The following is an 18,290-nucleotide window of genomic DNA, read 5'->3' as shown; positions in this document are numbered from 1 at the left end:
TTAGACCCCTTGCTCTTTAGCCATCTTCATCGCAATTTTAGGGGCATCCCATAGCGACGGCAGCAGTATGAGCGATACCGGTACTGCAGTTATCACAATGAATGATTGCAATGCAGATACTCCGCCGGAACCAAGGGAAATCAAGATAAGTGCCGTCAATCCCATCATCACGCCCCAGAAGGTACGGATGAAAGCATTCGGCTCGGTTTCACCACTGATCACCACACTGATGGTGTAGGTCATCGAGTCACCTGTGGTCACGATGAAGATCGTGGTCAGGATCAAGAACAAAATCGACACAATCAGCGGGAACGGTAACTGCTGGGTAATAGCCAGTAATGCCCCCGGAAGATTGAAACCTTCAAACGCTTTACTGACTGAGCCAGGGTCGGCCACTTCAAAAGCCACGCCAGTACCACCTACGATGGTGAACCAAAAGCAAGTCACGAGCGGCGCCATCACACTATGGGTCATGACTAACTGGCGAATTGTACGGCCACGGGAAATACGCGAAATAAAGATTGCCATCATAGGGCCATAGCCTAGGAACCAGCCCCAGAAGAACACCGTCCACCAGCTTAGCCAGCCTTCATCACCACGGTAAGTAGACATTGGTATGAAATTATCCAGCATGGTGCCAACACCCTGCAGGTAACCATTAATCACAAAGTTTGTCGGGCCAACCAGCAGGATGTAGAGCATGAGACCAACGGCTAAGATGATGTTCCAGCGGCTGAGGATCTGGATCCCGCGATTTAGGCCGCTTAAGGCCGAGATTGTGTAGATCGCGATGGCAAACAAAATAATGATCAACTGCGTGGTAAAGCCATCAGGAATTGCGAACAATGCATTCAGGGCATAGCTGATTTGCAGGCCAAGGAAGCCAATAGGGCCGATTGTCCCTGCCGCCACCGCAATAATGCAGCAAGCATCAATGGTTGCGCCAATGGCTCCCTTGAGGGCGCGATCACCGAGCAAAGGATAAAGCAAAGTGCGTGGTTTTAGCGGTAGACCTTTATCATAGTGCAGGTGCATCAGCACGATAGAAGTTAAACAACCTGTGATTGCCCAGGCCAGAAAGCCCCAGTGCATAAATGACTGCGAAAGGCTGTTGATTGCCTGCTGCCATGGGGTTGCAGCTTCACCGTAAAGAGGTGGTGCGCTTACATAGTGGGCAATCGGTTCAGCCGCAGCCCAGAACACGCCGCCCCCAGCGAGAAGGGTACACAGCATGACGGCAATCCAACGGAAGGCATCGGTTTCAGGCTTATCAATATTGCCAAGCTTCACATGCCCTGTCCTTCCTGCTGCCAAAGCGAGGCCAATCAAAAAGGTAAGTAACAGCAGAATTTGCCAGTAAGGGCCAAAGTATTTAACCGACCAGGCAAACCCGGTGTTTACAAAAGAAGACAGTAATTCATTGTCATATAAAGCTAAGGTGACAAACAGTGCGATAAAGCCGCCACTTAGCCACAGTACCGGGTTATTTACACCAAGCTTATCGGTTAAGGTTTCTGTTGTAGGGGGTGCGGTTTTATGCGAAGGCTGAGTATTCATGGTTTCAGCCTTTGCCGTGTTCATAATATCAGACATAAATTGTCTCCAGCGGTTGGTGGAATTGTCTGGGCAAAGATATCTGGGAGGCCTGCTAAGAATTATTGGAATTGGCAGGCCGTTTATAGTTTTGTTTACTGTTCGGCGGGCTGAATACCGCTTTGCAAGAAGTTGAACCAGTTGCCGCCAATGATTTGGCCGGCTTCAGCTGTACTAAAGCCTGTCTTGATCAGACCGTTGTAGATGTTTTCCATCCCACGGCTACCGCTAAACCAAGGCAGGGCATCAGGCCAGCCCGAATTGTTTGCCGAACCTTCGCCGTAATCCATCGCTTTCGACCAACGGCCGTTCCGCATCCACTCCAGCACCGATTGCGGTTGATTCAGGCACAAATCACTACCGATACCAAGATGCTCAACCCCGACCATTTCTGTGGTACGGGCAACCATCTGGCAAAAGTCTTCCAAGGTACACTGGCTGTTATTGGGTAAATGGAATGGATAGAGGCTAAAGCCCAATAAACCACCTCTAGCAGTCAGCGCCTTGATGACCGTATCCGATTTATTCCTCAGCGCATCATGAGCGAAAGTCGGATTAGCATGGCTGATACAAATCGGGCGCGACGACAGGTCAATCGCTTCAAGGGTTGATCGTTCAGCACTGTGCGACATATCGATAATCATGCCGACACGGTTCATCTCATCAATCACCTGCTTACCAAAGCGGGTCACACCGTTGTCGTTTTGTTCGTAGCAACCTGTCGCCAGCAGGCTTTGGTTGTTGTAGGTCAACTGCATAATCAGCAGGCCCTGACGGCGCATGACTTCAACCAACCCAATTTCGTCATCAATTGGTGAGCAGTTCTGCGCCCCGAACAATATCCCGACCTTGCCTTGTGCCTTGGCGCTTTCAACATCTGCCATCGAAGTCACCGGCATGATCAAATCAGCATTGCGTTCGAACAACAGGTTCCATTCGGCAAAACGGGTCAAGGTTTCACGGGCATTCTCGTGGTACACCAAGGTAGCGTGGACGGCATGGATACCGCTGGCCTTTAAGGTCTGGAAGTATTCCCGGTCCCAATGGCAGTACTGCAAACCATCAATTACAATTTCCTGCTGGTACATAGGCCACTCCTTAGTAAGGACGCTGGTAGGCAGTTTTCACTACGGTGTAAAACTCTTTGGCATACTGACCTTGCTCGCGAGGGCCAAAGCTCGACTCTTTACGGCCGCCAAACGGTACGTGGTAATCCGTCCCCGCCGTGGGAAGGTTGACCATGGCGCAGCCGGTTTGAATCTGCTCTTTAAACAATGCGCTGGTGCGTAAGCTCTGGGTGATAATGCCGCCAGTAAGGCCAAAGCGTGTGTCGTTGGCAGTGGCAATAGCTTCATCCAAATCAGAGACTTTGATAACACAGGCCATAGGCGCGAAGACTTCTTCTTGGTTCACTTCCCAGCTATTTTGGGTGTTTAAGAACAGGGTTGGTGACATGTAATAGCCCTCATGCTGCAGGTTCAAGCGCTCGCCACCAAAAGCTAGCTCAGCACCGTTTTGGCGGGCTTTTTCTACCCATCCAAAGTTAGCTTCAAGCTGCTTACTATCAACCACCGGCCCCATGAAGATGTCATCTTCCAATGCATGGCCTACTTTCAACTCGCTCATACGCTTGATTAAGGCTTCAACATAGGCGTCGTGTATACCGTCCATCACGACTAAACGGGATGAAGCCGTACACTTCTGCCCTGCCCCGGAGAAAGAACCCGCAATAGTTGCTTCAACAGCGATTTGGATGTCGGCATCATCAGCGATAATCAAAGCGTTCTTGCTGCCCATTTCAAGCTGACAGCGGACAAAATTAGGCGCCGTAGCCGCCGCCACTTTACGGCCAGTTTCCACCGAACCAGTGAAGCTCACTGCTTGGATCTGCTGTGAGTTAATCAGCGTATCCCCGACTTCTGCACCGCTGCCCAGTACCAGGTTAAACGCACCTGCAGGCAAGCCTTGGCGGGCAATAATTTCAGTCAGTGCCACTGCACTGGCTGGGGTTAGGTTGGCAGGCTTCCAGATTACGCTGTTACCGAAGGCCAATGCGGGGGCTATCTTCCAAGCTGCTGTCGCAGTCGGGAAATTCCAAGGCGATATGATGGCAACGGTACCTACTGCCTCACGTGTCACTTCCACAGAAACACCGGGGCGAACCGAAGCCGCATTGTCCCCAACCTGACGTAGCACTTCAGCGGCGTAATACTGGAAGAACTGACCAGCGCGGTAGATCTCACCGCGACCTTCTGCGAACGGCTTGCCTTCCTCGCTCGATAGCAATCGGCCCAGTTCGTCACAGCGTGCGATAAGCTCATCCCCAATGGCCTGTAGAACTGCCAGCTTGCGCTCAAGCGGAGTCTTCTCCCACTCTGGCTGCGCCGCATTGGCGGCATCAATCGCTTGTTGAACCTGAGCTTGGCTTGCTTGGGCAAAGTCACCCAAGTTCTCGCTGATGTCTGAGGGGTTGATGTTTGCAACAGTGTGTTGGCCTGACTGCCACTCACCTGCGATATAAAGGGACTGCTCTGCTTGAATTGTCATTGTCATTTCCTTATTCCTTCACCGCGGCGTAAACCACTAGCTCAACTAACATTTCTTCCCGTGCTAAGCCCGCTACTACCATGGCAGCACGATTTGGGTATGGGGCATTGAAGTACTCAGCGTAAACCTTGTTGACAGTAGCAAGGTACTCTCTATCGGTGACATAAATCAGTACCTGCAAGACGGAATCCAGCGATTCACCTGCGCATTCCAAGGTATGAACTAGGTTGTCCAACGTTTTGCGGGTCTGTGCTTCGATACCGCCTTCCACCACCACCCCGTTTTGGTCGATAGGGATCTGCGCGGTGTAAAGCGTTCCGTTATGGGTGATCGCCCACTCCAGCGGGGCTTTCGATGCAAATAGAGAGGTTTTAACAGCTTGCTTATTTTCTTGAAGGCTCACGCTCAACTCCACTCTGTAATCAAAATGTTTCAAGTTGGTTAAATCATGCACTAGCTGTACTGATATATCTAACGGTTAATTTTTTACAATTGATAAATTTTATTTAACACTTGAGTTCAGGCATGATGGATAAAGGGCTCACAAGGAGGTAGCAATGGCAATTAAGCTTCAGCAAATGATTCATTTTGTGATGGTGGTCGAAGAAGGTGGATTCAGAGCAGCGGCAAAACGCGCGAACCGATCACAGGCTGCACTGTCAACGTCAGTGAAAGAGTTGGAACGCACTTTAGGGCAAGCGCTATTTGAAACCGGGCATAAAGCGCAGCTCACCCCATTTGGGAAGGTCTGCTACCCGAAAGTCACCCAATTTATCAGTATTTATCACGATCTGGATAATGACCTGAGAGCCATTGCATCCGGACAACAAGGAAAAGTGAGGATTGCCTGTGTCCCTTCGGTAGCCGCGAAGCTCATTCCAAGCGTATTAGCCGCCTTTTGCGAGCGCTATCCTAAGGTAGAGGTCAGCCTGATAGATGATAATGCCGCAGGCGTTGAGGCCCGGTTACTAGCAGGTGAAGTGGATTTAGCCTTAGGCAATTGCTCACAGCTTGAAGACGATGCTATTTCTTTCACTCCTCTACTGTCTGATCCCCTTGGTGTGGTCTGCCTTCAAGATAATCCTTTGGCAGAGCGCGAACAGGGTATCAGTTGGGAAACATTGCTCAAGCAGCCCTTCATCCGCAACGGGACTTGTAGCCTGCTAGAACCAACGCCAGCAAGGGTGCTCAGTGAGAAAGCCCTCTATTCGGTTGAAAACATCACCTCGCTATTTTCGGTACTCGAGCTAGGAATAGGTATCACCACACTGCCTAAATTAGCTTTTCCAACCAACGAAACCAAGTTGGTATGGCGGCCACTGATCGATCCCCCACTCAAGCGCGACATAGGTATATTCCGCCTAGCTGATCGTACCATTTCGCCCCAAGCTGATGCCTTCTATTCCCTTTGCGTTGAGTACCTTATGTACACAGGCCAATCCCTCAATGAATAAGAGGCGATACAAGAGTAAGTCCCATCAAGGGCATCTCATTTGCTGCCACCAACGTCAATAAACAAGTCGTTTAAGTTGGGAAAAAGAAAATTAATCAAAGATTCATATGTCTCGATTTAGCCATCAAACTTTAAAACCTTGATAAATACCCAGTTATTAGCTCAATAAATAGACTACTATGTTGAGAGGCAACGAGCCTAACTGGATATTGATGTTTCGTGGAGGATGCTATGTGGCAAGCAATTTCTCACCAACTTTCTGAGGTATTGGATAGACCATTCAAAATCAGTGAAAAGGAAGTGCTTGAAGGCGGTGACATTAATGAATGCTACTGCATCGGCGACGAAAGCGAGCGCTACTTCGTCAAGCTCAATGACCGCGAGCGGCTTGTGATGTTCGAAACAGAAGCCGAAAGCCTGAGAATGCTCAACGAAACTGACTGCATTCAGGTGCCTCAATTCATCCACCTCGGCGCGACCAAAGACCGTGCTTTTATCGTACTCAACTACTTGCCAACCAAAGTGATTGATAACCAATCGGCTTATACCCTTGGCGAACAGTTGGCTAGGATGCACGCTTGGGGCGATCAAGGTGAGTACGGGTTTGATCTCGACAACTATGTGGGCCGAACCCCGCAACCCAACCAGTGGCGGCGCAAATGGTGCCGTTTCTTTGCCGAGCAGCGTATTGCATGGCAATTGCAGCTCTGTTCAGAAAAAGGGATCGACTTTGGCAACATTGACACGATCACTGGCAAGGTGATCGATCTTCTTGTTCACCATCAGCCTAAACCTTCATTGCTCCATGGTGATCTTTGGCACGGCAATACCGCCCTCACCGTGACTGGGCCGATCATTTTTGATCCTGCCAGTTACTGGGGCGATCGCGAGTGTGATATCGCCATGACTGAGCTGTTTGGTGGTTTCCCACCAAGCTTCTATGAAGGTTACCAGTCCGTCTGGCCGCTGGACGATGGTTACGAGGAACGCAAAGATCTCTACAACCTCTACCACGTGCTTAATCATTGCAATTTATTTGGTGGAAGTTACATCACCCAAGCTGAGCAAATGATGGAAAAACTCGGACTGAAATAAGCGTATTTCCGCCGCTCATCATTTATGTGAAAATTGAACCCTTCAATACCGGAGCAACCTTGCTCCGGTTTGTGTTTTTACCCCCAAACCATAGGGCAACTTGTCGATCATTCATCTTCGCGGGGCCATTGCCTACCGCAAACTTAACACGTTACTCGAAGTAAATAAGCAACTTCTCGCATCCACTGAGTAAGATTATATTTTTAAAAAGGCGCCAATAAAACTATCATATTTTTTGCACCTTTTTACCTCACACATTCACAGCAAAAATGTTCCAACTTTGACCTACGTTTTAATTTATTAATATAAACAAAAATTTATACGTCTACCCTTTTTTCTGGTTCTAATCGCTGACTGTGAGTTCTTTTTCAGTTTTTTCTATCACTTCAAACTTTATAGTTAATTTGAGGCGAAAACGAACGCTTAACGCTAAAGTTAAATCATTGAACTGAACCGGTCGTGTTCTTGAGAATTATTGCAACTTGGATGCTAATTCTTGTCATAAGTTTGCAAGGAGTACATTATGAAGAATTTTTCAGAGCAGATAGTGGTATGCCCACATTGCGGCCACAACATCCCTATCACCCTTGACGCCAGTGCGGGTAGCCAAGAGTTTTATGATGACTGCCCTGCCTGTTGCCATGCCATTCATCTAAATATGCAAGTTGATGAATTACATAAAACCATCAATTTGTATGTCGATGCTGATGATGAGCAGATATTTTAATACCTGAATATTGGTGATCAGTTATCACCAACCTCAAGAAAACAAAACCCCCTACTTTTATGTAGGGGTTTTCATTATTTGAATCACTGCACTCTAAACCTGTTGGTTTATTCTAGGCCTTTTTCTGCCAATACCCTTTCAACAGTATCAACAATGGCTTGTGTTTGTGGGTCGATTTCAATATTAACTTGGGCGCCGACTTGCTTCACGCCAAATAAGGTTCTTTGCAAAGTTTCAGGAATTAGGTGGACACAAAAACGCTCTTTTTCCACAGTCCCAATGGTCAGTGAACAACCATCCAAACCTATATAGCCCTTACGCAAAATATATTTATTATATGATTCAGGGATGTTGAACCAAATCGTCGTATTATTTGGCGAGACTTCGATTTCAACAATCTGCGTGACAGCATTGATATGACCGGACATAGAATGGCCACCAATCTCATCACCAAACTTTGCAGCTCGCTCAATGTTCACCTCATCGCCAACATTTAGCTCACCTAAATTTGTGACAGCTAAGGTCTCTTGCATCAGGTCGAATGAAACATTATCACCCTCAAGTTGGGTCACCGTTAAACAGCAGCCGTTATGCGCCACAGAGGCACCAATTTCTAAATCTTCCCGCATCTTGCCAAATAGACGGACAACGTGGGTTTGAAACGCTTCTTTCTTCTCAATCGCAATAACTTCTGCGGTGCCCTGTACAATTCCGGTAAACATAACAACTCCTGCGGATAAGCTAACTTTCAGCATGTTAGCAATAAATTGGCTCGGTAAAAAGCAAGCCAAATTGCACTCTTAGGTTTAACCCTATATCCTCAGCACATATTTACCCATTTCTTGAAGCCCGTACTGTATTGGACTCAACATGCTTGCACACCTAAGAAATAATCTTAACAGGCACATACAGGTGTTATTAGCATTGTTAGTTGTCCTAACCGCGATGCCGATTGGCTTCCTGTGGCACCAAAGTGCCGTCAGGATTGTCCACCACACCATCGAAAATATTTACCAGCATGCAAGCCAAGCCGTTATCAATCACCTAGATGAATTCTTCACCGATGCCAATAAAGTCTATGAGCATCAAGAGCGCATCCAGTCGGAATTGCGTGAGGTTGTTAAGGACCGAACAGCCCTGCTTGATCATATTACAAATGTACTCAACCACCATGATGAAATAGATTATTTCTACTTTGGTAATATGGAAGGCGGACTGCTTTCAGCAGGGCATCAAGGCAATAAGCGCTATTTCCTGATAGAAACTGAAAATGGGAAAGCGGGACAATTGAACCACTTTGAGTCAGACCATTTCGGCAGTAAGGGAGAACTCATCAATTCAACCGCTAACTTCGATGTCAGAACCAAACAATGGTTCCAGAATGCAACCAAGGTGACCTATCCTGTCTGGAGTAATATTTACGCCGGTGCCTTTGACCCTTCGCTGCTTGGCATTACGCTCTCCAAAGCCCAGCGTGATGATAACGGCAAGTTATTGGGCGTATGGGGCCTGGACTTGACCCTCAATACCGTTATTCAAGAGTTGAGCAAAAGTAAGCTCAGTGAGCATGGCGATGTTGTTTTGTTTTACAAGAATCAAGTCATCCTGGCCAGCACTTCTGAGTCCCATCAGCCTAAAGGCGGAGCCCTAACAAAAATAAGCCACAGTACCGCCCCTATTCTCAATAAATTGATAAATGAAGATCATAACAAGGGAAATAGCCTGTTACTGGTCGAACACAAAGGGCAAGAATGGGCGGGTTTTATCACGGATTACACGCTAGCAAAAAGTGATTTGGTCAAAATTGCTTTTTATTCGCCGATGACAGACTTTGCGCCGGAACTGGTGACCGCGCAGCGTGTTGCTATTCTACTCACGATTATTTTGGTGATCATTGCTATCTTACTTGGCCGCAAAGCAGCAGGACATATTCGCACACCGATTCAATCGCTGACTCAGGCAGCAGAGCAAATCAGTCAAGGACGCTGGGGGAGTCAAATCGCCATTACCCGTGATGACGATCTGGGTACTCTTGCCAAATCATTCAATAAAATGCAGCACAACCTTGAGCTCACCATTCACAAGCTTGATAGCCAGCAGCAAGAAACCAAACGCCTTAACGCCCTATTGGCGCAACAAAATCAAGAGTTGGAAGCTCGAGTCAAAGAGCGTACCCAAGCCCTCAGTACCGCCAATGCCAAGCTTCAGCAAATGGCCTATTTCGATGCGTTAACGGGTATCGCAAACAGGCGTTACTTCTGGCAACAGCTTGATGAGAAGTGTATTTATCACAGGGGCTGGCTACTCATTTTAGATATCGATAACTTTAAGCACATCAATGATGCTTATGGGCATCTTGAGGGAGACAATATCCTCAAGCATTTCACGGCAACCTGTATGGCGGTTTTACCTGAAAAGTGTCTATTCGGTCGCATTGGCGGTGAAGAATTTGCGCTATGGTTAGCAGACTTATCTCGCAAAGAGGTTGAAGCCATCACCCAGACGTTGTTGACGGCACTTACTCAAACCCCGTACAGGAATGATGGGATATCGGTGGTTATCTCAACCAGCATTGGCGCAAGCCGCTGCACTGCCAACCCACAAAAATCCTATGCGGTAGCTGACAAGTTACTCTATGAGGCGAAGCTAGGTGGTAAGAACAGAGCAGTGATTGAGTTAGACGATTGATCGCCCTACCCCCTCTTTTTACTCAATGTGAATTGTGTCGCTTTATCTAATCGTTATAATTCCCGCGTTATTTTTACTTCAATCAGGAGCGCTTTCGTGCACAACTACCGGCGTGAAACACGCCACCTTCTAAAATTGGCTATCCCTGTTCTGATTGCTTCTGTTGCACAAACATCTATGGGGTTTGTCGATACTGTTATGGCAGGGGGCGTCAGTGCAACAGATATGGCTGCCGTATCAGTTGCTGCCAGTATCTGGCTGCCTGCGATCCTGTTTGGCGTTGGCCTGCTTATCGCCCTTGTGCCTATTGTTGCTACCCTGAATGGGTCTGGCAAACGAGATCAAATCCCGTTTGAAGTCCAGCACGGCTTTCTGCTTGCCGCATTAATCTCTGTTCCTATCATCTTGGTGTTGTATAACGCTGGCACCCTGATTGATATGATGGATGTCGAAGAGGCTTTGGCAGAGAAGACTACGGGCTACTTGTATGCGGTCTTGTTTGCCGTTCCGGGTTTCCTGTTCTTCCAAACCCTGAAAAGCTTCACCGAAGGGGTTTCAATGACAGTGCCTGCTATGGTTATCGGTTTTATTGGCCTAGCTTGCAATATCCCACTTAACTGGATCTTTGTTTACGGCAAGTTTGGTGCACCCGCTCTGGGCGGCGTCGGCTGTGGTGTCGCAACCGCGATTGTCTACTGGCTGATGTTCTTCTCGATGTTGATATACATCCGCTACAATAAAAAACTGCGTAGCGTTGGTATTTTCGACCACTGGCAGAAGCCGCAGATTAAAGCCGTCATCCGCCTGTTCCGCCTTGGCTTTCCAGTTGCCGCTTCAATCTTCTTTGAAGTCTCACTGTTTGCCGCTATTGCATTGCTGATCTCACCCTTAGGCTCGACCATAGTGGCTGCCCACCAGGTCGCCAGTAACTTCTCGTCGCTGATCTTTATGATCCCGATGAGCTTAGGTGCTGCGCTAAGTATTCGAGTTGGCCACCTTCTTGGCCGACAAGACTTCAATGAAGCCAAAATTGCTAGTCGTTGTGGTTTGATTGTGGCTTTTGTCACGGCAGCAATGACAGCGGTAATGACGGTTGTACTCCGCGAACCTATTGCCGAGATGTATACCAATAACCGTGAAGTAATCATGATTGCTGGACAATTATTGTTCTTGGCAGCCATCTACCAGTGTACTGATGCGATCCAGGTGGTTGCTGCAGGTGCACTAAGGGGCTACAAGGACATGCGAGCCATCTTTATCCGTACCTTCATTGCCTACTGGATCCTCGGCCTGCCGATTGGCTATATACTCGGCATGACAGATTGGATAGTAGACCCAATGGGTCCACATGGCTTCTGGATCGGAAACATTATCGGCCTAACCGCTGCAGCACTTATGTTGGCCTCTAGACTGTTCTGGGTACAGAAGCAAGATGATGACGCGCAACTGCAGATGTCTTTGCGCTAAGCCAAATTTCCTTGCAAGTTCAAGAATTAAAGGCGGCCAATGGTCGCCTTTTTGTTTTGCTGCGTATACTTATCATACTGCCAGTCACTAGTTCTAAATAATGTATACAAAGCCCCATCATTTGCTCAGTATCCTTATTCTCCTCTTGGCTCTTACGGGGTGTGAGCCCAATACCGCCAAACGAAGCTTCAACACTTATAACGACAGGCTGGCGAATGTCCTTGATACCTCACCTACAACCGTCAATGTCGACGAGATAGAAGCTTTCCCTGAGCCGAGAGAACTCTTACTGCCGATTGAAGATATTCGTATAGATTTGCTTGATGCTTATGAATTGAGAAAGTGCGGCCTGTTTAACCTCATCGCCGAGCGCAACTCCATACTCGGTAAAGTACAGGACAAAACACGGCAGCTTAGGTACGAGCTTATCCTGTTAAATGGGCTCAATCACTGCCAGGATGTATTGCCGGAAGATTCCGAAGTGCTGCCTATGCTTGAAGGATTCAAACAGCAAAAGCAGGCCCAACTTGCCCAGCACCTGTGGAATATGTTCACGACAGAAAAAGAGTGGCGGCAGCAATTGACCATACACCATCAACCCTTCGAACTGGGCCTATTTTATGGCTTCGATGAAAGCCTAAATGCGTTTAACTATCTCGCCTTTATCCAGCAACATATCCAGACAGGAAGCAGTGTTGGAGAAAAACAGGCCGATAGGCTTATCAAACACCAAGAACAACTTCACGCACACCACTATTTCGGCCAGCTTATCTTTTCTATCCACCTCTCAACCTTGTGGCTAGATAGCATTACCAACATGCTTGAAGATAACGAATCGGCACTGATTTGCGGTCCAAACCGTAACCAGCAACAAGCCGAATACCTGAGCAATGTCTTCTACAAATTCTTTGTTAATGAACTACAGCCTTATCTTGCCGAGCTGGATTCGCAATACCAACAGATTTCCCCCGCCCTCAGCGAGCTGCTCGATCCGGAACTAAACCAAAACCCAGCGATAGGTCCCTACTTCGACCGATATCTTAGCGGAGAATTACACCGCAACTTCAGGCAAGCGACACTCAAGCACGTTAGCTTCTGGAAAAGGACGTTCAAACGCTGCAATATCAAAGTGGGTATCCACTAACTCGCTAGCGGTTACTCCTGTTCTGCTAACAATTTCAAAGACTCAGCGCAAAGAAATGCGCCATGTTGCTATAAATGCGTGGCAACAGGCTCTAAGATAAAACTAATAACATTAGGCGGAGCCAGAGATGAAGAAAAACAAGAACGATGCAAAGCTGCTGAAAAAAGCACTTGAACTGGGCATGGCTTTTGCCCAAAAACAAGGGTTTGATGATTTGGACAAGTCCGTTTCATCGAAAGACAAAGTGGAATGCATTTACCGCTTATTGGTGCAGTTCAAGCAAATCACTCCACTCCCTGAAGACAAAGAAGACGGCCCGAACATGAAACACAAACTCATTTTGTGGATTTCACGGCTTCTGCCACCCGACCACGAGTTATTACAATAAGCATTGCAGCTCATATTAGGCTAAGATAGCCTATTCGTTTTAAACATTTACACATAGTTACCAAGGTAGGTTCAAGCATTATGCGTCGTGTTGTCTTCAATCAAAAAGGCGGTGTTGGTAAATCCAGTATAACCGCCAACCTGGCCGCAATCAGTGCCGCTAAAGGCTATAAAACCCTTCTTATCGACTTGGATGTCCAAGGTAACAGCAGCCATTACCTTGGCTTTGATATCAATAATGACAACAACAAGAATATTGCTGAGCTGCTAAACCAAACTGTCGGGTGGTTCTCGGTGTCGACGCCAATCAAGTCATACCCACAGGCTACCCCATTTGAAAACCTGGACATTATTCCCTCCAGCCCGAAACTTGAAAAAATCGAATCGGAGCTAGAGCGCCGCTACAAAATCTACAAACTGCGTGATGCCCTTGATGAGCTAGACAAGGAATACGACCGGATTTATATCGATACCCCACCCAACTTGAATTTCTTCAGCAAGGCTGCGCTTATCGGTGCAAATAAGCTGTTAATTCCGTTCGATTGCGACAGCTTCTCGCAACAGGCATTGATGACCTTGCTCAACAATGTGGCCGAACTGCGTGATGATCATAACCCTAAGCTTGAAGTGGAAGGGGTTATCGTCAATATGTTCAACGCCCAAGCTAAATTCCCAGCGCAGATTATTGCAGATCTGAAAGATATTGGCTTACCTATCCTCGAGCCTTACTTGCCGCTATCTATCAAGATGAAAGAATCACACTACCACCAGCAACCGCTGATCCACTTACTGCCTTCGCATAAGCTTACCCAATCATTCAACGATTTATTTGCAACGCTTGAACAAACTGAAAGCGCTGAAGTCAGTTAAAACACAGTAGCAAGATAGCTTTTTCACCATTAGCGAACACCAGCAGTCACCGAAAAATGGCTGCTGGTGTTGTTTTATCGCAAGTTCAATGACCTGAATGGATAAACGCAACACTTGATAAAAGTGATTGAAATCACAATTTTATCCCCCTTGGCGGTGAGAAATAATCCGCCGCGCTCAAAGCATAAGCAAACAGTCGCCATAACTTAAAAAAGCCAACTCAAACACTTGCACGAGGGATCATCACTCGCTAATATGCTCCTCGTTCCCACGGGAACGCAGTACGACCGTAGCTCAGCTGGTTAGAGCACCACCTTGACATGGTGGGGGTCGGTGGTTCGAGTCCACTCGGTCGTACCAATTTCTAGCTTAATCTAGAACACAAAATGCGTCTGTAGCTCAGCTGGTTAGAGTACTACCTTGACATGGTAGGGGTCGGTGGTTCGAGTCCACTCAGACGCACCATTATCACTTAAACATGATAATGACAGTACGACCGTAGCTCAGCTGGTTAGAGCACCACCTTGACATGGTGGGGGTCGGTGGTTCGAGTCCACTCGGTCGTACCAACTTCTTACTTAACCACTAAGAAGTACATAAATTTGGGTCCGTAGCTCAGTTGGTTAGAGTACTACCTTGACATGGTAGGGGTCGGCGATTCGAGTTCGCCCGGACCCACCAAATTCCAATAAACGCACTACCTCTTTGAGGCTCCCAAGCGTTTATTCGGGCGATTAGCTCAGTTGGGAGAGCACCTCCCTTACAAGGAGGGGGTCACTGGTTCGAGCCCGGTATCGCCCACCACATACAAAAGCCTGTTCTTCGGAACAGGCTTTTTTGCTTTCTGTTGCCTGCCCTGGCAGGGTTCGTGTTGGCATCATCTGCCATGCACCACACTCGATATGCAAGCTAAATCACTGAATGTTCTGTCTTTCATCGACTAGAATAGATATGCCCACCAGCAAATTACTCATTTAATGCGTTGTTCTTACCAAAAGGAATTAGGTTAACAATGAATCAGTTTCTAAACGTTACCACCTCACTGCTTGCTTCTACTTATCGCTGCTGGCAAGGCACCGTGGCGGACAAAACAACCGAGCAACCAGAACAAACACTTATGCTGTTTGACCAAGAGAATGATGCTGAATGTAGACAGGTTCGCGAAGCGCTGACCAAGTTGAACTTAGATATCCTGATTGTGCCCTGCCCCAAAGGCGGAAAAAACCTCGAGGCACTGAAAACCAAGTCAGGCAAAGGCGATAATATCCAGCCGCCTGTCTTTGTGGATAATAACCAGTCCAAAGCCATGCAGGGCGCGAAAGCTATCCTGAAACACCTCAACCAACATTATGGACAGGTCAACTCAGCAACCTCTTTGCTGAGCAAAGCCACTAACGAGATAAGCTCAACCCTAGCAACAACGGTTAGGTTGAACGTTGGTAGTCATGCCCTACCGTCAAATCAACCTGAACTTCCTTTGATCCTGTACAGTTTTGAGTCCAGCCCATATGCAAGGCCGGTGCGCGAAAAACTGTGTGAATTGGAACTGCCGTATATTTTGATCAACCTAGGCAAACAACAGGTATCGGATATGGGCCCGGCGACGATGCGTTGGAGCCTGAAGCCTTATCAACCATTGCCTAACACCAAGCGTGAAGCCTTCTTCAAACAACATGGCAATGTGCAAGTGCCCTTCCTGATGGATCCCAATACCCATCGTTCAATGTTTGAATCGACTGATATTGTTAATTACCTTGAACAGACTTATCAGCAATGAAAAGAGCCGTGAAGGCTGCTTCACGGCACAATTTATCCAAACATATCTATATCTTGTACGTCAAAAAGGTCACTACAGTTATCTGTTAAGTGTTTTGTAATGATGCTTTGCAGATGTCCGCCAAGGCTTCAATACTCGAAAGGCAGGTATAGTTGGGACGAAAAACGAACGCAATTCGCCGGTGGGGGCTAGGCTCATTGAGGTGAATCACTGACAATTGATCATTGGCTGCCGTTAACTGTTCTTTAGCCATCGCGGGGATCAAGGTCGTTCCCAAATCCCCCTGTACCATCTGGATCAACGTATTCAAACTAGTCGCCCCAAAACCATGGTTAGCCCGCTGTTCTGTCAATTTACACACATCGAGCGCATGATCCTTGAGGCAGTGGCCTTCTTTTAACAACATCAAACGGTTTTGGGTTACTTCATCGCTGGTGATTTCTGTTTGCCGAGAGTGCGTCTTACCTTTCAGGGTGACCCAGTAAAAATCTTCTTGCCAGAACTCTAAGCTAAGCAAGCCTTCACTGGGAAAGGGTAATGCCAATATAGCAGTATCAATTTCACCGCTCCTGACCATATCGACCAAGTGCTGGGACTGCTCTTCCACTACATTGATTTCTGCTGCTGGAAAGCGCTCATTAAGACTAGGAAAAATCCTTGGCAGCAGATATGGCGCTATTGTAGGGATCACTCCAACGCTCATCGGGAAACTCAGCGGCTCACTTCTGCTGCCAGCCAAATGCTCCAAATCCTCAATCCGCAATAAGATGTCTTTTGCCCGCTTGAGGACTTCGTGACCGATAGGTGTCACCAAAACCTGTTTATTGTTACGCTCAAAAATCTGCAGTCCGAGCTGTTTTTCCAACTCACTCAACGCAGCACTTAGCGCCGACTGACTCACGCAGCAGAGATCAGCGGCTTTCTTGAAGTGTAAGGTCCTTTCTACGGCAAGTGCATAGCTCAGTTGCTTAATAGAAATCATTGCGCCCCAAAGTCTGAATGTTTGACCAAACCAAGCGGCGCAATTCAATCATCACTCTACTAGAGAATGATATAACAGTATGAAAATACGCGGCTTAATAGAAACTTTTATAAGTATAGACAGAGGGTAGCCGCTTTACTGGTGCTGTTATTGCGCCTTTTTCAGCTTTTGTTGCTCGGCTTTGCTCTCATTCGTGTCCTTCACCATTTTCTCTTCCGCCTTGCCTTTGGGAGTAAATTCAACAACATGCTGGGTTTCGGCTGGGAAGGTCGTACCAAAGAATTTGCCGCCACGGTCGATACTCAGGTTATCGCAATAGATACTGCCTGAGACCACGCCTTTGTCTAAGATCTCGATGGCATTGGCACGGCACACCCCTTCAATCTCGCCATTAACGATGATTTTATCCGCCCAGATTTCCCCTTTGATTGAACCGCTCCGGCTGATAATCAGCCCTTTATCTAACTTCAGCGTTCCATCAATATTGCCATCAACTTGCATGTCACAACTTAGCTTGAGTTCTCCATGGATGTCACACCCCGCTGCGATGACAGTTGTAGTTGTTTGCTGACTTGCTGCTCCACTTTGTTTATTAAAGATGCCCATTGAATATTTCTCTCTTCTTCAAAAATATGTTCAAAATTGTCCAAGCTCCAATCAACGAAAGGTCGAGGATTCAACGCCCGCCCAACAAAGCGCACTTCATAATGCAGATGAGGCCCAGAAGACAAACCCGAGTTACCGGAATAGGCAATGAGATCACCTTTGTTGACAAAGTCCCCGGCTTTCACCGCAAATTTATGTAGATGGGAATAGGAAGAAGAAAAACCAAAGGTATGCTGCAGGCGCAAAAAGTTCCCCGAACCTTCCTTACTCGGGCGAATAGTTTCCACCACACCATCAGCTGGTGCGTAGACCGGCGTTCCGGTATTAACGGCAAAATCCAGCCCCCGGTGCAAACGCCGTTTACCTGTAACGGGGTGTACCCGATAACCAAATTGGGAGGACTGCCTGGCATTCTCTACCGGAGCCCCATTTGGCAAACTCTCTAGAATCGCGGTACGGACGGCAGAGTTAATCGCCGCGACATCCAAACGTTGCTCGATGGCGTCAACTTCCCCTGTAACATCAACACCCAATAGTGCTTCAAGTTCATGAAGTCGGTCCGATACACCACTTAGTCGATTTTCACGCGCATCCAGATCGGCTTCTAAATCGAATTTCAGCGACTTCAGTTCTTTGAGTTCGTCAGTCAACGTAGATGACTGCGCTTCCAATTCCATTTGTTTATATTTCGCGTCATCGGCTTCAGACTTCAGGTACACCATCCAACCTACTGCGGTTAGCGTCACCGTTACTGCGGATATTGCCAACCAACGTAAATTTCGCTGAGCCTTATTGCTCAACTGGAAGTGTTTTGATCCATGTATCGAGGAAACCGATATCGTGATTTGTTCCTTCATACTGACACTAGCTATTGATAAATCACTTAATTTATAAGCGACCAATATTCCATTTGTATTAAGCGAGACACGTCAAGCTCTAAAAATTAACATTCAA

The 18,290-nt window shown here is 47.3% G+C and carries 17 protein-coding genes and 5 tRNA genes; 14 read left to right on the top strand and 8 right to left on the bottom strand.

Annotated features, from left to right (window positions below; genetic code table 11):
• The 4 genes from BIZ37_RS11275 to BIZ37_RS11260 form a co-directional block, all read right to left on the bottom strand.
• The gene (locus BIZ37_RS11275; protein ID WP_187461592.1) at positions 1-1,593 is read right to left on the bottom strand and encodes a BCCT family transporter; all 1,593 of its coding nucleotides are present in this window, start codon (positions 1,591-1,593) and stop codon (positions 1-3) included.
• Positions 1,594-1,688: 95 nt separating this feature from the next.
• Positions 1,689-2,681, bottom strand: a complete 993-nt coding sequence (locus BIZ37_RS11270; RefSeq protein ID WP_187461591.1) for a membrane dipeptidase — start codon at positions 2,679-2,681, stop codon at positions 1,689-1,691.
• Positions 2,682-2,691: 10 nt separating this feature from the next.
• Entirely contained in the window at positions 2,692-4,146 is a 1,455-nt protein-coding gene (locus BIZ37_RS11265; RefSeq protein ID WP_187461590.1) for an aldehyde dehydrogenase family protein, read from the bottom strand.
• A 4-nt stretch (positions 4,147-4,150) separates the two neighbouring features.
• Positions 4,151-4,543 (bottom strand): RidA family protein, encoded by a 393-nt coding sequence (locus tag BIZ37_RS11260; RefSeq protein ID WP_187461589.1) that lies wholly within the window; start codon positions 4,541-4,543, stop codon positions 4,151-4,153.
• Positions 4,544-4,697: 154 nt separating this feature from the next.
• On the opposite strand from BIZ37_RS11260, the gene BIZ37_RS11255 reads away from it, so the two are divergent.
• The 3 genes from BIZ37_RS11255 (at position 4,698) to BIZ37_RS11245 (ending at position 7,415) form a co-directional block, all read left to right on the top strand.
• Positions 4,698-5,594 carry a LysR family transcriptional regulator gene (locus BIZ37_RS11255; RefSeq protein WP_187461588.1) on the top strand — a complete coding sequence of 299 codons (897 nt, stop codon included), beginning with the start codon at positions 4,698-4,700 and terminating at the stop codon, positions 5,592-5,594.
• Positions 5,595-5,824: 230 nt separating this feature from the next.
• Positions 5,825-6,688 (top strand): fructosamine kinase family protein, encoded by an 864-nt coding sequence (locus BIZ37_RS11250; protein WP_187461587.1) that lies wholly within the window; start codon positions 5,825-5,827, stop codon positions 6,686-6,688.
• Between the two features lie 523 nt (positions 6,689-7,211).
• Positions 7,212-7,415, top strand: coding sequence for a CPXCG motif-containing cysteine-rich protein (locus BIZ37_RS11245; protein WP_107297770.1), 204 nt, complete (start codon positions 7,212-7,214; stop codon positions 7,413-7,415).
• 107 nt (positions 7,416-7,522) lie between these two features.
• On the opposite strand, the gene BIZ37_RS11240 is transcribed toward BIZ37_RS11245, so the two are convergent.
• On the bottom strand, positions 7,523-8,137 hold the full coding sequence (locus BIZ37_RS11240) for a riboflavin synthase subunit alpha (protein WP_187461586.1): 615 nt from the start codon (positions 8,135-8,137) through the stop codon (positions 7,523-7,525).
• A 202-nt stretch (positions 8,138-8,339) separates the two neighbouring features.
• Here BIZ37_RS11240 and BIZ37_RS11235 point away from each other — a divergent pair, with 202 nt between their 5' ends.
• From BIZ37_RS11235 to BIZ37_RS11185, 11 genes are all read left to right on the top strand, one after another.
• Positions 8,340-10,103, top strand: coding sequence for a diguanylate cyclase domain-containing protein (locus BIZ37_RS11235; protein WP_187461585.1), 1,764 nt, complete (start codon positions 8,340-8,342; stop codon positions 10,101-10,103).
• A 96-nt stretch (positions 10,104-10,199) separates the two neighbouring features.
• A complete protein-coding gene (locus tag BIZ37_RS11230) occupies positions 10,200-11,570 on the top strand; it encodes an MATE family efflux transporter (RefSeq protein WP_187461584.1) in 1,371 nt (456 codons plus the stop codon).
• A 100-nt stretch (positions 11,571-11,670) separates the two neighbouring features.
• On the top strand, positions 11,671-12,714 hold the full coding sequence (locus BIZ37_RS11225; protein ID WP_187461583.1) for a DUF3080 domain-containing protein: 1,044 nt from the start codon (positions 11,671-11,673) through the stop codon (positions 12,712-12,714).
• Between the two features lie 127 nt (positions 12,715-12,841).
• Positions 12,842-13,102, top strand: a complete 261-nt coding sequence (locus BIZ37_RS11220) for a DUF5062 family protein (protein WP_107297765.1) — start codon at positions 12,842-12,844, stop codon at positions 13,100-13,102.
• Between the two features lie 80 nt (positions 13,103-13,182).
• Positions 13,183-13,971 carry a ParA family protein gene (locus tag BIZ37_RS11215; protein ID WP_187461582.1) on the top strand — a complete coding sequence of 263 codons (789 nt, stop codon included), beginning with the start codon at positions 13,183-13,185 and terminating at the stop codon, positions 13,969-13,971.
• Positions 13,972-14,254: 283 nt separating this feature from the next.
• Positions 14,255-14,331: transfer RNA gene (locus BIZ37_RS11210), tRNA-Val, on the top strand.
• 28 nt (positions 14,332-14,359) lie between these two features.
• A tRNA-Val gene (locus tag BIZ37_RS11205) sits at positions 14,360-14,436 on the top strand.
• Between the two features lie 27 nt (positions 14,437-14,463).
• Positions 14,464-14,540 (top strand) — tRNA-Val (locus tag BIZ37_RS11200).
• 35 nt (positions 14,541-14,575) lie between these two features.
• A tRNA-Val gene (locus BIZ37_RS11195) sits at positions 14,576-14,652 on the top strand.
• Positions 14,653-14,699: 47 nt separating this feature from the next.
• Positions 14,700-14,775 (top strand) — tRNA-Val (locus BIZ37_RS11190).
• A 208-nt stretch (positions 14,776-14,983) separates the two neighbouring features.
• Positions 14,984-15,748: a glutathione S-transferase N-terminal domain-containing protein gene (locus BIZ37_RS11185; protein ID WP_187461581.1), complete on the top strand. Its 765-nt coding sequence runs from the start codon at positions 14,984-14,986 to the stop codon at positions 15,746-15,748.
• Between the two features lie 85 nt (positions 15,749-15,833).
• Here BIZ37_RS11185 and BIZ37_RS11180 read toward each other — a convergent pair whose 3' ends face one another.
• The 3 genes from BIZ37_RS11180 to BIZ37_RS11170 form a co-directional block, all read right to left on the bottom strand.
• Positions 15,834-16,730 carry a hydrogen peroxide-inducible genes activator gene (locus tag BIZ37_RS11180; protein ID WP_187461580.1) on the bottom strand — a complete coding sequence of 299 codons (897 nt, stop codon included), beginning with the start codon at positions 16,728-16,730 and terminating at the stop codon, positions 15,834-15,836.
• 147 nt (positions 16,731-16,877) lie between these two features.
• Positions 16,878-17,231, bottom strand: a complete 354-nt coding sequence (locus BIZ37_RS11175; protein WP_255526737.1) for a polymer-forming cytoskeletal protein — start codon at positions 17,229-17,231, stop codon at positions 16,878-16,880.
• Positions 17,232-17,239: 8 nt separating this feature from the next.
• A complete protein-coding gene (locus tag BIZ37_RS11170; RefSeq protein ID WP_187461578.1) occupies positions 17,240-18,193 on the bottom strand; it encodes a M23 family metallopeptidase in 954 nt (317 codons plus the stop codon).
• Between the last annotated feature and the right edge of the window lie 97 nt (positions 18,194-18,290).

The sequence above is a fragment of the Photobacterium sp. BZF1 genome, assembly GCF_014349205.1.
Classification (GTDB): Bacteria; Pseudomonadota; Gammaproteobacteria; order Enterobacterales; family Vibrionaceae; genus Photobacterium.
This window is presented reverse-complemented; position numbering and strand designations above follow the sequence as displayed.

Excerpts from the sequence above, each read along its gene's own strand:
- BIZ37_RS11275 (WP_187461592.1), bottom strand. The coding sequence starts at position 1,593 with ATGTCTGATATTATGAACACGGCAAAGGCTGAAACCATGAATACTCAG.
- BIZ37_RS11270 (WP_187461591.1), bottom strand. The coding sequence starts at position 2,681 with ATGTACCAGCAGGAAATTGTAATTGATGGTTTGCAGTACTGCCATTGG.
- BIZ37_RS11265 (WP_187461590.1), bottom strand. The coding sequence starts at position 4,146 with ATGACAATGACAATTCAAGCAGAGCAGTCCCTTTATATCGCAGGTGAG.
- BIZ37_RS11255 (WP_187461588.1), top strand. The coding sequence starts at position 4,698 with ATGGCAATTAAGCTTCAGCAAATGATTCATTTTGTGATGGTGGTCGAA.
- BIZ37_RS11250 (WP_187461587.1), top strand. The coding sequence starts at position 5,825 with ATGTGGCAAGCAATTTCTCACCAACTTTCTGAGGTATTGGATAGACCA.
- BIZ37_RS11245 (WP_107297770.1), top strand. The coding sequence starts at position 7,212 with ATGAAGAATTTTTCAGAGCAGATAGTGGTATGCCCACATTGCGGCCAC.
- BIZ37_RS11240 (WP_187461586.1), bottom strand. The coding sequence starts at position 8,137 with ATGTTTACCGGAATTGTACAGGGCACCGCAGAAGTTATTGCGATTGAG.
- BIZ37_RS11225 (WP_187461583.1), top strand. The coding sequence starts at position 11,671 with ATGTATACAAAGCCCCATCATTTGCTCAGTATCCTTATTCTCCTCTTG.
- BIZ37_RS11220 (WP_107297765.1), top strand. The coding sequence starts at position 12,842 with ATGAAGAAAAACAAGAACGATGCAAAGCTGCTGAAAAAAGCACTTGAA.
- BIZ37_RS11215 (WP_187461582.1), top strand. The coding sequence starts at position 13,183 with ATGCGTCGTGTTGTCTTCAATCAAAAAGGCGGTGTTGGTAAATCCAGT.
- BIZ37_RS11185 (WP_187461581.1), top strand. The coding sequence starts at position 14,984 with ATGAATCAGTTTCTAAACGTTACCACCTCACTGCTTGCTTCTACTTAT.
- BIZ37_RS11180 (WP_187461580.1), bottom strand. The coding sequence starts at position 16,730 with ATGATTTCTATTAAGCAACTGAGCTATGCACTTGCCGTAGAAAGGACC.
- BIZ37_RS11175 (WP_255526737.1), bottom strand. The coding sequence starts at position 17,231 with ATGCAAGTTGATGGCAATATTGATGGAACGCTGAAGTTAGATAAAGGG.
- BIZ37_RS11170 (WP_187461578.1), bottom strand. The coding sequence starts at position 18,193 with ATGAAGGAACAAATCACGATATCGGTTTCCTCGATACATGGATCAAAA.